This window comes from Pseudomonas sp. NY15437 (assembly GCF_048068435.1).
Taxonomy (GTDB): domain Bacteria; phylum Pseudomonadota; class Gammaproteobacteria; order Pseudomonadales; family Pseudomonadaceae; genus Pseudomonas; species Pseudomonas nitroreducens_B.
Genome location: NZ_JBLUQC010000001.1, coordinates 630,566 through 644,327 on the forward strand (window position 1 = coordinate 630,566; position 13,762 = coordinate 644,327).

Annotated in this window: 13 protein-coding genes; 7 read left to right on the plus strand and 6 right to left on the minus strand. The window is 64.9% G+C overall.

Translation table 11 applies throughout. From position 1 onward, the window contains the following. The first annotated feature begins 84 nt into the window (after positions 1-84). From trkA to ACNFIA_RS02985, 3 genes are all read left to right on the plus strand, one after another. Positions 85-1,458: a Trk system potassium transporter TrkA gene (gene trkA, locus ACNFIA_RS02975; protein ID WP_017518880.1), complete on the plus strand. Its 1,374-nt coding sequence runs from the start codon at positions 85-87 to the stop codon at positions 1,456-1,458. Between the two features lie 127 nt (positions 1,459-1,585). Next, positions 1,586-3,037, plus strand: a complete 1,452-nt coding sequence (locus ACNFIA_RS02980; RefSeq protein WP_259758314.1) for a TrkH family potassium uptake protein — start codon at positions 1,586-1,588, stop codon at positions 3,035-3,037. A 46-nt stretch (positions 3,038-3,083) separates the two neighbouring features. Next, a complete protein-coding gene (locus ACNFIA_RS02985) occupies positions 3,084-3,401 on the plus strand; it encodes a tetratricopeptide repeat protein (RefSeq protein ID WP_259758313.1) in 318 nt (105 codons plus the stop codon). A gap of 50 nt (positions 3,402-3,451) precedes the next feature. On the opposite strand, the gene ACNFIA_RS02990 is transcribed toward ACNFIA_RS02985, so the two are convergent. The 5 genes from ACNFIA_RS02990 to ACNFIA_RS03010 all read right to left on the minus strand — a co-directional run bounded on the left by ACNFIA_RS02990 (position 3,452) and on the right by ACNFIA_RS03010 (position 7,737). Next, complete coding sequence (locus ACNFIA_RS02990; protein WP_416782812.1) at positions 3,452-4,102, minus strand: 7-cyano-7-deazaguanine/7-aminomethyl-7-deazaguanine transporter; 651 nt, start codon at positions 4,100-4,102, stop codon at positions 3,452-3,454. Positions 4,103-4,293: 191 nt separating this feature from the next. Then, positions 4,294-4,560 carry a PilZ domain-containing protein gene (locus tag ACNFIA_RS02995; RefSeq protein ID WP_259758311.1) on the minus strand — a complete coding sequence of 89 codons (267 nt, stop codon included), beginning with the start codon at positions 4,558-4,560 and terminating at the stop codon, positions 4,294-4,296. Between the two features lie 58 nt (positions 4,561-4,618). After that, a complete protein-coding gene (locus ACNFIA_RS03000) occupies positions 4,619-5,932 on the minus strand; it encodes an Nramp family divalent metal transporter (protein ID WP_416782813.1) in 1,314 nt (437 codons plus the stop codon). A gap of 183 nt (positions 5,933-6,115) precedes the next feature. Beyond that, positions 6,116-7,003, minus strand: coding sequence for a lysophospholipid acyltransferase (locus ACNFIA_RS03005; protein ID WP_416782815.1), 888 nt, complete (start codon positions 7,001-7,003; stop codon positions 6,116-6,118). Positions 7,004-7,188: 185 nt separating this feature from the next. Next, the gene (locus ACNFIA_RS03010) at positions 7,189-7,737 is read right to left on the minus strand and encodes a DNA-3-methyladenine glycosylase I (protein ID WP_259758307.1); all 549 of its coding nucleotides are present in this window, start codon (positions 7,735-7,737) and stop codon (positions 7,189-7,191) included. A gap of 193 nt (positions 7,738-7,930) precedes the next feature. Between ACNFIA_RS03010 and glyQ the strand changes: the two genes are divergently transcribed. The 4 genes from glyQ (at position 7,931) to ACNFIA_RS03030 (ending at position 12,343) form a co-directional block, all read left to right on the plus strand. Beyond that, positions 7,931-8,878: a glycine--tRNA ligase subunit alpha gene (gene glyQ / locus ACNFIA_RS03015; RefSeq protein ID WP_015474809.1), complete on the plus strand. Its 948-nt coding sequence runs from the start codon at positions 7,931-7,933 to the stop codon at positions 8,876-8,878. Beyond that, complete coding sequence (gene glyS, locus ACNFIA_RS03020) at positions 8,878-10,932, plus strand: glycine--tRNA ligase subunit beta (protein WP_416782816.1); 2,055 nt, start codon at positions 8,878-8,880, stop codon at positions 10,930-10,932. Before glyQ ends, glyS begins: the two co-directional genes overlap by 1 nt. A gap of 93 nt (positions 10,933-11,025) precedes the next feature. After that, a complete protein-coding gene (gene gmhB / locus ACNFIA_RS03025) occupies positions 11,026-11,556 on the plus strand; it encodes a D-glycero-beta-D-manno-heptose 1,7-bisphosphate 7-phosphatase (RefSeq protein ID WP_416782817.1) in 531 nt (176 codons plus the stop codon). 13 nt (positions 11,557-11,569) lie between these two features. Then, the gene (locus ACNFIA_RS03030) at positions 11,570-12,343 is read left to right on the plus strand and encodes a lysophospholipid acyltransferase family protein (RefSeq protein ID WP_259758303.1); all 774 of its coding nucleotides are present in this window, start codon (positions 11,570-11,572) and stop codon (positions 12,341-12,343) included. 300 nt (positions 12,344-12,643) lie between these two features. Here the strand turns inward: ACNFIA_RS03030 and ACNFIA_RS03035 are convergent, their stop codons facing one another. After that, positions 12,644-13,744, minus strand: a complete 1,101-nt coding sequence (locus tag ACNFIA_RS03035) for a hypothetical protein (RefSeq protein ID WP_416782818.1) — start codon at positions 13,742-13,744, stop codon at positions 12,644-12,646. Between the last annotated feature and the right edge of the window lie 18 nt (positions 13,745-13,762).

The following is a 13,762-nucleotide window of genomic DNA, read 5'->3' on the forward strand; positions in this document are numbered from 1 at the left end:
TCGTACACTCGGCATCGAAACCACGCGCTTCTCGTCTTGCTCCAGCTCGCCATCCCTCTCCCGAGGAGTCAACCAAGAGCTCTCATGAAGATCATCATCCTCGGTGCCGGCCAGGTCGGCGGCACTCTGGCCGAACACCTGGCCAGCGAAGCCAATGACATCACCGTCGTCGACACCGACGGCGAGCGCCTGCGCGACCTCAACGACCGCCTGGACATCCGCACCGTCCACGGCAAGGCCTCGTTCCCCACCGTGCTGCGCCAGGCCGGCGCCGACGACGCCGACATGCTGGTGGCGGTGACCAACAGCGACGAGGTGAACATGGTCGCCTGCCAGGTCGCCTACACCCTGTTCAACACGCCCACCCGTATCGCACGCGTGCGCGAGGCGGCGTACCTGACCCGCGCCGGGTTGTTCGACAACGAGGCGATCCCGGTCGACGTGCTGATCAGCCCCGAGCAGGTGGTGACCAACTACATCAAGCGCCTGGTGGAATACCCCGGCGCCCTGCAGGTGATCGACTTCGCCGAGGGCAAGGCGCAGCTGGTGGGCATCCGCGCCTACTACGGCGGCCCGCTGGTGGGCCAGGAGCTGCGCCAGCTGCGCGAGCACATGCCCAATGCCGATACCCGCGTGGCGGCGATCTACCGGCGCAACCGGCCGATCATCCCCCAGGGCGACACGGTGATCGAGGCCGACGACGAGGTGTTCTTCATCGCCGCCAAGGCCCACATCCGCGCGGTGATGGGCGAGATGCGCCGGCTGGAGGACAGCTACAAGCGGATCATCATCGCCGGCGGCGGCAACATCGGCGAACGCCTGGCCGAAGCCATCGAGAGCCGCTACCAGGTGAAGATCATCGAGATGAACCCGGCGCGCTGCCGGCACCTGTCCGACAGCCTGGACAGCTCCATCGTGCTGCAGGGCAGCGCGTCGGACCGTGACCTGCTGCTGGAGGAGAACATCGGCGACACCGATCTGTTCCTCGCGCTGACCAACGACGACGAGGCCAACATCATGTCCTCGCTGCTGGCCAAGCGGCTGGGCGCGCGCAAGGTGATGACCCTGATCAACAACCCCGCCTACGTCGACCTGGTGCAGGGCGGCGAGATCGACATCGCCATCAGCCCCCAGCTGGCCACCATCGGCACTCTGCTGACCCACGTGCGCCGCGGCGATATCGAGAGCGTGCACTCCCTGCGCCGTGGCGCCGCCGAGGCCATCGAGGTGGTCGCCCATGGCGACGCCAAGTCGAGCAAGGTGATCGGCCGCAAGATCAACGAGGTGCAGCTGCCACCGGGCACCACTATCGGCGCGGTGATCCGCGACGACGACGTGTTGATCGCCCACGGCGAGACGAAGATCGAGTCCGGCGACCACGTGATCCTCTTCGTGGTGGACAAGAAGCGCATCCGCGACGTCGAGCGGCTGTTCCAGGCCGGCCTGACCTTCTTCTGATCCGCCAGGGGCCGTCGTATGGCGGCCCTGTCAGCTGATTCCGAGGCAGTTTCAGACGGTTCCTACTGCGCCGGTCAGCCTGCCTTGTCACCCTGCGCGACCTGTTCCAGCCCGTCTGCCTCCGGTCATGCGCTACTCCTCCATCGGTCGAATCCTCGGCGTGCTGCTGATGCTGTTCAGCGCCACGCACCTGCCGCCCCTGCTCGTCGATCTTCACTATGCCGAGCGCGCCTGGCAGCCGTTCGCGCTGTCCTTCCTGGTCACGCTGCTGACCGGCTTCTGCATCTGGTGGCCGTGCCGCCGGCACAAGCAGGACCTGCGCATCCGCGATGGCTACCTGGTGACCGCGCTGTTCTGGATCGTCCTCGGCTCCTTCGGCGCCTTGCCCTTCGCCCTGTCGACGGCGCCGCACATGGGCGTGATCGACGCGCTGTTCGAATCCTTCTCCGGCCTGTCCACCACCGGCGCCACCGTGCTCACCGGCCTCGACGCGCTGCCCCACGCGATCCTCTACTACCGCCAGCAGCTGCAATGGCTCGGCGGCATGGGCATCGTGGTGCTGGCCGTGGCGGTGATGCCGATGCTCGGCATCGGCGGCATGCAGCTGTACCGCGCGGAAATGCCCGGCCCGCTGAAGGATCACAAGCTCTCCCCGCGCATCGCCGACACCGCCAAGACCCTGTGGATGATCTACTGCGGCCTGACCGTGGCCTGCGCGCTGGCCTACTGGGCGGCGGGCATGAACCTGTTCGACGCCATCGGCCACAGCTTCTCGACCATCGCCATCGGCGGCTTCTCCACCCATGACGCCAGCATCGGCTATTTCGACAGCCCACTGATCGAGCTGATCTGCATGACCTTCCTGGTGATCTCGGGGATCAACTTCAGCCTGCACTTCATCGCCTGGCGGCAACGCAGCCTGCGCCACTACCTGATGGACACCGAATGCCGCGCCTACCTGGGGCTCCTGCTGGTGCTGTTCCTGATCACGGCCACCACGCTGATCCTCAAGCACCACTACGACTCGCCGCTGCAGTCGATCCGCTATGCCGCGTTCATGGTGATCTCGGTGGCCACCACCACCGGCTTCGGCCTGGCGGACTTCAGCAGCTGGCCAACTCTGCTGCCCTACCTGCTGCTCTACAGCACCTTCGTCGGCGCCTGCGCCGGCTCCACCGGCGGCGGGATGAAGGTGATGCGCATGCTGCTGGTGTATCGCCAGGGCATGCGCGAATTCCTGCGCCTGCTGCATCCCAACGGGGTGTTCCTGGTCAAGCTGGGCCGGCGTACGGTCTCCGACCGCGTGGTGGAATCGGTGTGGGCGTTCTTCTCGATCTACCTGCTGACCTTCGTCACCCTGATGCTGGTCCTGCTGGCCCTGGGCGTGGACCAGCTCACCGCGTTCTCCACCCTTGCGTCCTGCCTGAACAACCTGGGGCCGGCGCTGGGCGAGGCGGCCGTGCACTACGGCAACCTGCCGGGCAGCGCCAAGCTGGTGCTGAGCCTGGCGATGGTCCTGGGGCGCCTGGAGGTGTTTTCCCTGCTGATCCTGCTGACGCCCGCGTTCTGGCGCACCTGAGGCGCCCTTCGTGAGGCAGAATGGCGACCTCTGACGGAGGCTCGCCATGATCGATTCGCTGGAAAAGATGCTTGCCAAGGGCGTGGACAACCCGCTGCTACGCTTCGGCCTGGGCAAGGGTTACCTGGATGCCGGGGATGCGCCGAAGGCCGCCGAACACCTGCGCCGCTGCGTGGAGCAGGACCCGAAGTACTCCGCCGCCTGGAAGCTGCTGGGCAAGGCATTGCAGGCCCAGGACGACCTCGACGGCGCGCGAAGCGCCTGGACCGATGGCCTGGCCGCCGCCCAGGCCCACGGCGACAAGCAGGCGGAAAAGGAAATGACCGTGTTCCTGCGCAAGCTGGACAAGACGAAGGGCGCCTGAGCGCCCTTCGTTCCGGTCGGCAGGTCAGTGCCGACTCTGTTCTGCCGGTCTCAGGCCGTCGCGGGCTGGCGGAGCAGGTTGCGGGTGATCGCGCTGAGCAGCATGCCGTAGAGCGGCACGAACAACATCAGCATGACCGCCAGCTTCACGCCGTAGTCGACCCAGGCGATCTCCACCCAGTGTTCGGCCATAAAGGCGTTGTCGCTGTGCCAGAAGGCGATGGAGAAGAAGGTGAAGGTGTCCAGCAGGTTGCCGAACAGGGTCGACACCACCGGGGCGATCCACCACTGGCGCATGCGCCGCAGGCGGTCGAAGACCTGAATGTCGAGGATCTGCCCGAACACGTAGGCGAGGAAGCTGGCCAGGGAAATCCGCGCCACGAAGGTGTTGAATTCGCCCAGCGAGGCAAAGCCCCTGAAGGCGCCTTCCTGGAAGATCACCGAGATGACGTAGGACGCCAACAGTGCCGGGACCATCACCCGCGCGATGACCAGCCGTGCCGGGCGCTTGCCGAGGAGACGAACGGTGAGGTCGGTGGCCAGGAAGATGAACGGGAAGCTGAAGGCGCCCCAGGTGGTGTGCCAGCCGAACAGGGTCATCGGCAGCTGCACCAGGTAGTTGCTGGCGATGATGATCAGGATGTGGAACGCGACCAGGCCGGCGAGTGCGCCGCGCCGAGCCGCCGGAAGGGATGCCGACATGCTTGGGCCTTTTTCGTCGATGGGGTGAGGGAACCCATGCCCGGCACCATGCCGAGCGGCGCGCATTGTATAAGATCCGGACCTGCAAGTCAGGTTTTATTGCGCAAATTTTGTGCAACGCAGCGGGCGGGCACGGGAGCGAGCGGGCTTTCGCCCGCGGCAGGTTCGGCGCCCCACGGCAGGGCCGCCGATCAGGCGTTGCCGACGAAGCGGAAACCCGCGCCCTCGCCGTCGGTGCGCATCACTTCCATTTCGAGGATCGGCGCATCGAAGGGCATGTCCTGCACCTGGCCGGTCACCCGGGTGCCGGCCGGCAGCGCGGCGAGCACCTCGTGACGCACGTACACGCCGCCGTCGGACAGATCGCGGGTATGGCCGAACACGTCGCCGAAGCTGGCATGGCTGATCTTGATCCGGCACTTCATCGGGGTACGCGGGTATTGCCGTTGGTTCGACATGAAATGGCATCCGTCCTGAATGTCAGCCCACTAATGGGCCTGAAACCTATGGGTCAGGTCAAGCCAGCAACTGCAGGAGCAGCCAGAGATTGGCGGCGCTGATGACGCCGAACAAGGTCCAGGCCAGCAGGCGGGTGGGCAGGGAGTTGGCGAACTCGCCCATCAGCGCGCGATCGCTGGTGAAGCGGATCAGCGGCCATAGCGCGAACGGCAGCTGCAGGCTCAGCACCACCTGGCTGAACACCAGCAGCTTGCCCACCGCCTTGTCGCCCAGCAGCACCACGCCGATCAGCGCCGGGATCAGCGCCAGGGCACGGGTGATCAGGCGGCGTTGCCAGCAGGGGATTTTCATCTGCAGGAAGCCATCCATGATCACCTGCCCGGCGATGGTGCCGGTGAAGGTGGAACTCTGCCCGGAGGCGAGCAGCGCAACGCCGAAGAGGATCGCCGCCAGGCCGGTGCCCACCAGCGGTTCGAGCAGGCGGTAAGCGTCCTGGATCTCGGTGACACCGGTGTGCCCGGTCTCGTGGAAGGCGGCGGCCGCAAGGATCAGGATCGCCGCGTTGACCAGCAGCGCGAGGCTCAGCGACACCACGGTGTCGATGCGCGTCAGGCGGATCGCCGCGGTCTTGCCGCCGCTGCCGCTGACCTGCCGCGTCTGCACGATGGAGGAGTGCAGGTAGAGGTTGTGCGGCATCACCGTGGCGCCGAGGATGCCAATCGCCAGGTACAGCGGCTCGCGCTGGGTCACCGCGTCCCAGCTGGGCAGGAAGCCGGCAGCGACGTCTGGCCAGTAGGGCTTGATGAGGATCAGCTCGACCAGGTAGCAGCCGCCGATGGTGACGATCAGGCCGAGCATGATCGCTTCCAGATGGCGGAAGCGCTGCCCCTTGAGGCCCAGCACGATGAGCGTGTCGAAGGCGGTGAGGATCACCCCGGTGACTAGGTCGACGCCCAGCAGCAGGTGGAAGGCCAGGGCGCAGCCGAGCACTTCGGCCAGGTCCGTGGCGACGATCGACAGCTCCGCCAGCAGCCATTGCAGGCGCGCGGTGCCGAGGCTGTAGCGGCTGCGCGAGAGCTGCGCCAGGTCCTGGCCGGTGACGATCCCCAGGCGCATCGCCAGGCATTGCAGGACCATCCCGGCGAGGCTGGAGAGCAGCACCACGAACAGCAGCTGGTAGCCGAAGCCGGAGCCGGCTTCGATGGCGGTGGCCCAGTTGCCCGGGTCCATGTAGCCGATGGAGACCAGCAGGCCGGGGCCGGCGAACTGCAGGATGCGCTTCCACAACGGCGCGCCGGCGGCGACCTGGATGCTGCCTTTGACTTCCGAGGGACAGAATGGCGCGGTGGCGGTGGTCGGCAGGCCGAGCATGGGGTCATTCCTGATTGATGAGCGGGCAACACCCTGTGTGGCCTGTTTCGGGAGCCGCCGGCAACAACGTTGCATGGGGCGGTTTGCGAGCAAGCTCGCTCCTACAGGTGGGAACCACGTGCTTTTCGTAGGAGCGAGCTTGCTCGCGAATCCTTGAGGCCGGCTATACCGCCCCAGACTGAATCAGTACCAACGGGCCTCTCCCTCGGGCCGCTTCTTGAAGCGCTTCATGGTCCACATGTACTGGCTGGGATAGGCGCGCACGTACTTGGCCAGCTCGCGGCTGAGCGCAGCGACCGACACGTTCATGTCCTTGTCGTACATGTCCGACGGCGCGGCCTCGAGGATCACCTTGTAGCCGCTGCCATCGGGCAGGCGCACGGCGTGGAAGAACACGCCACGGGCCTTGCCGCGTGCAAGCAGCGAGGGCACGAACTTGCTGGTCAGCGCCGTGGTGCCCAGGTACGGCACGAACAGGCCCGAACCCAGGTCCGGCTCCGGGTCGCAGGGGATGCCGACGCAGCCGCCGTTCTTCACTTCCTTGATCACGCTCTTGATGCCTTCGGGCGTCGAGGGCGCGACACGGTTGCCCAGCTGCACACGCTGCTTCTTCAGCAGCTCGTCCACGGCCTTGAGCTTGGGCGGGCGGTAGAAAATGATCGGCTTGGCGTAGGAGCAGTAGAAGTGGTTGAGCACTTCCCAGTTGCCCAGGTGGCTGGTGATGCCGACCAGGCCGTCGCCGGAAGCCAGCGCTTCTTCCAGCACTTCCATGCCTTCGACTTCACGGATGTACTGCAGCGACTTCTGCGGCGACCACATCCAGGCGCAGGCGCTCTCGGTGAGCGTGCGGCCGATGTCCATCAGGCTCTGGCCAACCAGCTTTTCCAGCTCGGCCTCGGACAGTTCGGGGAAGCAGTGCGACAGGTTGATCCGCACGATCTCGCGGGACCGATTGGGCAGCTTCCACATCAGCCAGCCGATGCCGGCGCCCAATGCGCCCACCGCGCGCCACGGCAGCATGGCGAACAAGCGCAGGAAGCCCACCACCAGCGCGCCCTTGAATTTCTCCACGGATAACTCCTTCTTGCAGGAGCGCACATTCTAACCAGTGGCGCGGAACGAAGGCGAAAGGCGTGTCTCGATCACCCCGATGAACCACGTGCATCAGCGCAGCATGCCTATCCCTGTAGGAGCGAGCTTGCTCGCGAACCGAGTTTCCCGGCGGGCAACGGCGTTGGGCTCGCGCCTACCGCTGATCAGCAGAGCTCGGCGTAGCGGTCGCAGTCGACGGTATGGTCCATCACCATGCCGGTGGCCTGCATGAAGGCGTAGCAGATGGTCGGGCCGACGAAGTTGAAGCCGGCCTTGCGCAAGGCCTTGCTCATGGCCTCGGCCTCGGGCGTGACCGCCGGCACGTCGCCGCGGCCGCTGAAGTGGTTGACCTTGGGCTGGCCGCCGACGAAGGACCAGAGGAAGGCCACCGGGTCCTCCAGCTTCAGCCAGGCCTGGGCGTTCTGCCGCGCTGCCTTGAGCTTGGCGAAGTTGCGGATGATGCCCGGGTCCTGCATGCGTTCTTCGATTTCCTCGTCGGTCATGCGCGCCAGGCGCTCGGGATCGAAGCCGAACAGCACCTCGCGGTAGCGCTCGCGCTTCTTCAGCACGGTGATCCACGACAGGCCGGCCTGGGCGCCTTCGAGGATGAGCATCTCGAACAGCGCGCGGGCGTCGCGCTGCGGCACGCCCCATTCGGCATCGTGATAGGCGATGTACAGCGGGTCGTGGTTACACCAGGAGCAGCGGGGCATGGCGGTCGTCCTTGAAAACGGGAAGGCTCTGACTATAGACAGAAGACTGTACAAAAATACAGTCTTCCAGCCGAATTTTCACGCCTGCGACAGGGCGCAAACGGTCACGCAAAAATCGCTGTGAAGCCCAAGCTGCAAGCGTCTTGGGGTATACTGCCGGGTTTTAGTCGCATATCCAGCACAGGTGAAATTCGTGAGCCAGACTACGCCCGCCGTGCCCACCTTCCAGGACCTGATCCTCGCCCTGCAAAAATACTGGGCCGATCAGGGCTGTGTGGTGCTGCAGCCCTACGACATGGAAGTAGGCGCCGGCACCTTCCACACCGCTACCTTCCTCCGTGCCGTGGGCCCGGAAACCTGGAACGCGGCGTACGTGCAACCGAGCCGCCGTCCCACCGACGGCCGCTATGGCGAGAACCCCAACCGCCTGCAGCACTACTACCAGTTCCAGGTGGTCCTGAAGCCCAACCCGGAGAACTTCCAGGAGCTGTACCTGGGCTCGCTGCAGGCCATCGGCATCGACCCGCTGGTCCATGACATCCGCTTCGTCGAGGACAACTGGGAATCGCCGACCCTCGGCGCCTGGGGCCTGGGCTGGGAAATCTGGCTGAACGGCATGGAAGTGACCCAGTTCACCTACTTCCAGCAGGTCGGCGGCATCGAGTGCTACCCGGTCACCGGCGAGATCACCTACGGCCTGGAACGCCTGGCCATGTACATCCAGGGCGTCGACTCGGTGTATGACCTGGTGTGGGCCGACGGTCCGTTCGGCAAGGTCACCTACGGCGACGTGTTCCACCAGAACGAAGTGGAACAGTCGACCTACAACTTCGAACACGCCAACGTCGAGAAGCTGTTCGAGCTGTTCGATTTCTACGAAAGCGAAGCCAACCGCCTGATCGAGCTGCAACTGCCGCTGCCGACCTACGAGATGGTCCTCAAGGCCTCGCACACCTTCAACCTGCTGGACGCCCGCCGCGCTATCTCGGTGACCGAGCGTCAGCGCTACATCCTGCGCGTGCGCACCCTGGCCCGCGCCGTGGCGCAGAGCTACCTGCAGGCCCGCGCTCGCCTCGGCTTCCCGATGGCCACCCCTGAACTGCGTGACGAAGTACTGGCCAAGCTGAAGGAGGCCGAATAATGAGCGCCAAGGATTTCCTCGTCGAACTGGGCACCGAAGAGCTGCCACCCAAGGCGCTGAAAAGCCTCGGTGAAGCCTTCCTGGCCGGCATCGAGAAGGGCCTCAAGGCCGCTGGCCTGACCTACGCCGCCGCGCGCTGCTACGCCGCGCCGCGCCGCCTGGCCGTGCAGATCGACCAGCTCGCCGTGCAGCAGCCCGACCGCACCGTGAACCTCGATGGCCCGCCGCTGCAGGCGGCCTTCGACGCCAGCGGCAACCCGACCCAGGCCGCCCTCGGCTTCGCCAAGAAATGCGGCGTGGACCTGGAACAGATCGACAAGAGCGGCCCGAAGCTCAAGTTCAGCCAGACCATCGCCGGGCAGCCGGCTGTCGGCCTGCTGCCGGGCATCGTCGAAGGCTCGCTGAACGATCTGCCGATTCCCAAGCGTATGCGCTGGGCGGCCCGCCGCGAAGAGTTCGTGCGCCCGACCCAGTGGCTGGTGATGCTGTTCGGCGATGACGTCGTCGACTGCGAGATCCTCACCCGCAAGGCCGGTCGCGAGTCCCGCGGCCATCGCTTCCACAACCCGGCCAACGTGCGCATCTCCGCACCGGCCAACTACCTGGAAGACCTGCGCAGCGCCCATGTGCTGGCCGACTTCGCCGAACGCCGCGAAATCATCTCCAGGCGCGTGGCCGAACTGGCCGCCGAGCAGAAGGGCAGTGCCATCGTTCCCGCCGACCTGCTGGACGAAGTGACTGCGCTGGTCGAGTGGCCGGTGCCGCTGGTGTGCTCCTTCGAAGAGCGTTTCCTCGCCGTGCCGCAGGAAGCCCTGATCACCACCATGCAGGACAACCAGAAGTACTTCTGCCTGCTGGACGCCAACGGCAAGCTGCTGCCGCGCTTCATCACCGTGGCCAACATCGAGAGCAAGGCGCCGGAGCACATCGTCTCCGGCAACGAGAAGGTCGTGCGCCCGCGCCTGACCGACGCCGAGTTCTTCTTCAAGCAGGACCAGAAGCAGCCGCTGGAAGCCTTCAACGCCCGCCTGAAGAACGTGGTGTTCCAGGCCCAGCTCGGCACGGTGTACGAGAAGGCCGAGCGCGTCTCCACGCTGGCCGCCTACATCGCCGAGCGCATCGGCGGTGACGCGACCAACGCCGCCCGCGCCGGCATCCTCTCCAAGTGCGACCTGGCCACCGAGATGGTCGGCGAGTTCCCGGAGATGCAGGGCATCGCCGGTTACTACTACGCCACCGCCGGTGGCGAGGCGAAGGACGTCGCCCTGGCGCTGAACGAGCAGTACATGCCCCGCGGCGCCGGTGCCGAGCTGCCGAGCACCCTGACCGGTGCTGCGGTGGCCGTGGCCGACAAGCTCGACACCCTGGTGGGCATCTTCGGCATCGGCATGCTGCCCACCGGCAGCAAGGACCCGTACGCCCTGCGCCGTGCCGCCCTCGGCGTGCTGCGCATCCTCATCGAGAAGCAGCTGGACCTGGACCTGGTCGATGCCATCGGCGTCGCCGTGGCCCAATACGGCGACAAGGTGAAGGCCGAAGGCCTGTCCGAGCAGGTGCAGGACTTCGTCTTCGACCGCCTGCGTGCCCGCTACGAGGACGAAGGCGTGGATGTGGCGGCGTACCAGGCGGTGCGGGCGCTCAAGCCGACCGCTCCGCTGGACTTCGACCAGCGCGTACAGGCCGTGCAGGCCTTCCGTCAGTTGGCCGAAGCCGGCGCCCTGGCGGCCGCCAACAAGCGTGTGTCGAACATCCTGGCCAAGGCCGAAGGCGAGGTGCCTGCCGCCGTCAATGCCAGCCTGTTCACCGAGGCCGCCGAGAAGGCCCTTGGCAGCGCCGTGGCGGCTGCCGAGAGCGAAGTGGCTCCGCTGGCCGCGGCACGCGACTATCGCGCGGCCCTGGCCCGCCTGGCGGCCCTGCGTGCGCCGGTCGATGCCTTCTTCGAGGAAGTGCTGGTCAACGCGGACGACAACGCCGTGAAGGCCAACCGCTACGCGCTGCTGGCCAAGCTGCGCGGGTTGTTCCTCGGCGTCGCCGACATCTCGCTGCTGGGTTGATGCCCAGCTGAAAGCCGGAAGTTCGCAACGGTTCGCCGTGACGGACTTCCGGCTTTTTCATTTCCGACTCTTCAAGCGCGTGACCTTCCCAGCATGAAGCTACTGATCCTCGACCGCGACGGTGTCATCAACCAGGACTCCGACGCCTACATCAAAACCCTCAACGAGTGGATCCCGATTCCCGGCGCAATCGCCGCCATCGCCCGCCTGAGCAAAGCCGGCTGGACGGTCGCCGTGGCCACCAACCAGTCGGGCATCGCCCGCGGCTACTACGACCTCGCCACCCTGGAAAGCATGCATACGCGCCTGCGTGAGCTGGTGGCGGAGCAGGGCGGTGAACTCGGGGTCGTCGTCTACTGCCCCCACGGCCCGGATGAGGGTTGCGACTGCCGCAAGCCGAAACCCGGTATGCTGCGGCAGATTGCCCAGCATTACGGTGTGGATCTGCGCGGCGTCTGGTTCGTGGGTGACAGCCGGGGTGACCTGGACGCGGCGTTGGCCGTCGATTGTCAGCCCGTGTTGGTAAAGACCGGCAAGGGCGAGCGCACCCTGACCAAGCCGCTGCCCGACGGCACGCGGGTATTCGACGATCTGGCGGCGGTTGCCGACCATCTACTTTCCTGAGGATTCAACGCCCATGTCGACCGTGCAGGCCATCAGAACCGTTCTCTTCTACCTGCTGCTGTCGTCCAGCGCTTTCGTCTGGGGCACCCTCAGCCTGCTCATCGCGCCCTTCCTGCCGTTCCGGGCGCGCTACCGTTTCGTCGCCCAGGCCTGGTGCAAGTTCGCCGTCTGGCTGGCGTCGTGGATGGTCGGCGTGCGCTACGAACTCAAGGGCGTGGAAAACATCCCGGACCAGCCCTGCGTGATCCTCTCCAAGCACCAGAGCACCTGGGAGACGTTCTTCCTCACCGGCTACTTCGAACCGCTCGCCCAGGTGCTCAAGCGCGAGCTGCTGTTCGTGCCGTTCTTCGGCTGGGCGATGGCGTTGCTCAAGCCCATCGCCATCAACCGCGACCAGCCCAAGGTCGCCCTCAAGCAGATGGCCAAGCAGGGCGACGAGCGCCTGAAGCAGGGCGCCTGGGTGCTGATCTTCCCGGAAGGCACCCGCGTGCCCACCGGCCAGATCGGCAAGTTCTCCCGCGGCGGCGCCGCCCTGGCGGTCAACGCCAACCTGCCGGTACTGCCGATCGCTCACAATGCCGGGCACTGCTGGCCGAAAAACGGCTGGGCGAAATACCCCGGCACCATCCAGGTAGTGATCGGCCCGGCCATGCATGCCGAAGGCGAGGGCGCCCGCGCCATCACCGAGCTCAACCAGCGCGCCGAGAACTGGGTCATCCAGACCCTGCGCGATATGGGCGAGCTGCCGGCCGACGCTACGCCACAGACGGTGGCCGAAGCCTCCTGAGGCTTTCCACGAAGCAAAAGAAAAGGGCCCCGAAGGGCCCTTTCTTTTTGCCTGGCGGCTGTAGGTGGGAAAAGATAATCAACTTTGACGCTTCTGAAAATCAGCGTTAGACAACAGTTCGGTCAAAGTTAATTTCAGCTTCGGCCAAAGTTATTTAACGAAAATCTACTTTCGCCAAAAGTTACTTTCCACCTCACAAATTGACAAGTTGTCAAGAACTGTAAATATCCTACTCTGACCGGCCAAATAAGCAAGTTCTAACTCCGCCGTCTTCGCGAAGATATTGCTACCGTTGACTCGTCATCCGATATCCGTGGGCGAGTCGTTCAGCTTGGCATACAGCTCCTTTGCCAGAAGTCGTGCTCGAGCATCAGAGGAAGCGCCCAAGGCAGCGATATCCACGCCCTCATCACCATCTACGTATAGCGGCCCGCCTATGTCGTCGTCGTACATCTCTCCGGCATAGGCACCACCATCGTGGTAAGCGTGCATGCTGCTCTGGCGAATGTCGTCACCCAGCTCTGCAGATAGATAGATCCAGACCCATCCCTGAAAGTGATTGTCCGGCTCCAGCTCCTCCACGAGCATCCTCATGGCTTCGGTATTTCCTTGCGCCGCCGCAACGTAATACCAGCGTCGAGCATCATCTTCGCGGCCGTGGTCATAGGCCAGTTCTGCCAGGCGCAGAGGGTCTTCTACTGAGTCAAGGTTCCAGGCTTGCTCAAGCCATCGAGGATCCTCGTCCATCTCAGCCAGTTCCAACACTGCGCCGTCATGGCCAAGCGCTGCCGCGCGCATCAGGTGAGAACAGCTAAGTGCCCTTCTCTGCTGGATCTCCTGTGCGGCGATCGCCCACTCAAGCTGAACGCCTGCCAATGCCTCACCGGACTGCAATCGCTCGAGCCAATACTCACCTCCCATCCCTGGCTGATGGTCATCGCCCGTGAGCTCACTTCTATATATGAGCCCAAGCGCGAAGTGAGCAGCCGAACTTCCTTTCTCCGCAAGCTTGCTCAGCCCGTCGATCAGCACCTGAAGCTCAGCAGCTGTCTCGACATCCAGCAGCTCGAACGGATCATCCTGCAATATGGAAACGACGCGCCCCAGGTTGTAGCACGTCAATCTCCCCTCCTTTATATATGTAGCTAGGCTTGTGCCCATCTGAATCGCGAACTCCCCGTACCCGAGCTCCGCCAGGCGGCGCTGGAGCAGTACCGGATCAACCGTTCGCCCGGAGCCATTCGCCGCAACCGCCAGCACATGGTCGGAGTTCAAGGCAGCGCTTGAGCAGAAGCCGTAGGCGGCAGCCAGCAGCTCATAGACATGACTATGCGCAATCGGTACGCCGATCACTGGTTGGAGGTGATGCTTAACGCTGAATGCGAGTGCTTTGAGTGACATGAAACCATCCTCTGTGCA

Bases quoted from the DNA above. Each gene is read 5' to 3' on its own strand.
- trkA (WP_017518880.1), top strand. From the start codon at position 85: ATGAAGATCATCATCCTCGGTGCCGGCCAGGTCGGCGGCACTCTGGCC.
- glyS (WP_416782816.1), top strand. From the start codon at position 8,878: ATGAGCGCCAAGGATTTCCTCGTCGAACTGGGCACCGAAGAGCTGCCA.
- ACNFIA_RS02995 (WP_259758311.1), bottom strand. From the start codon at position 4,560: ATGTCGAACCAACGGCAATACCCGCGTACCCCGATGAAGTGCCGGATC.
- ACNFIA_RS03010 (WP_259758307.1), bottom strand. From the start codon at position 7,737: ATGCCCCGCTGCTCCTGGTGTAACCACGACCCGCTGTACATCGCCTAT.
- ACNFIA_RS02980 (WP_259758314.1), top strand. From the start codon at position 1,586: ATGCGCTACTCCTCCATCGGTCGAATCCTCGGCGTGCTGCTGATGCTG.
- ACNFIA_RS02990 (WP_416782812.1), bottom strand. From the start codon at position 4,102: ATGTCGGCATCCCTTCCGGCGGCTCGGCGCGGCGCACTCGCCGGCCTG.
- ACNFIA_RS03035 (WP_416782818.1), bottom strand. From the start codon at position 13,744: ATGTCACTCAAAGCACTCGCATTCAGCGTTAAGCATCACCTCCAACCA.
- gmhB (WP_416782817.1), top strand. From the start codon at position 11,026: ATGAAGCTACTGATCCTCGACCGCGACGGTGTCATCAACCAGGACTCC.
- ACNFIA_RS03000 (WP_416782813.1), bottom strand. From the start codon at position 5,932: ATGCTCGGCCTGCCGACCACCGCCACCGCGCCATTCTGTCCCTCGGAA.
- ACNFIA_RS02985 (WP_259758313.1), top strand. From the start codon at position 3,084: ATGATCGATTCGCTGGAAAAGATGCTTGCCAAGGGCGTGGACAACCCG.
- ACNFIA_RS03030 (WP_259758303.1), top strand. From the start codon at position 11,570: ATGTCGACCGTGCAGGCCATCAGAACCGTTCTCTTCTACCTGCTGCTG.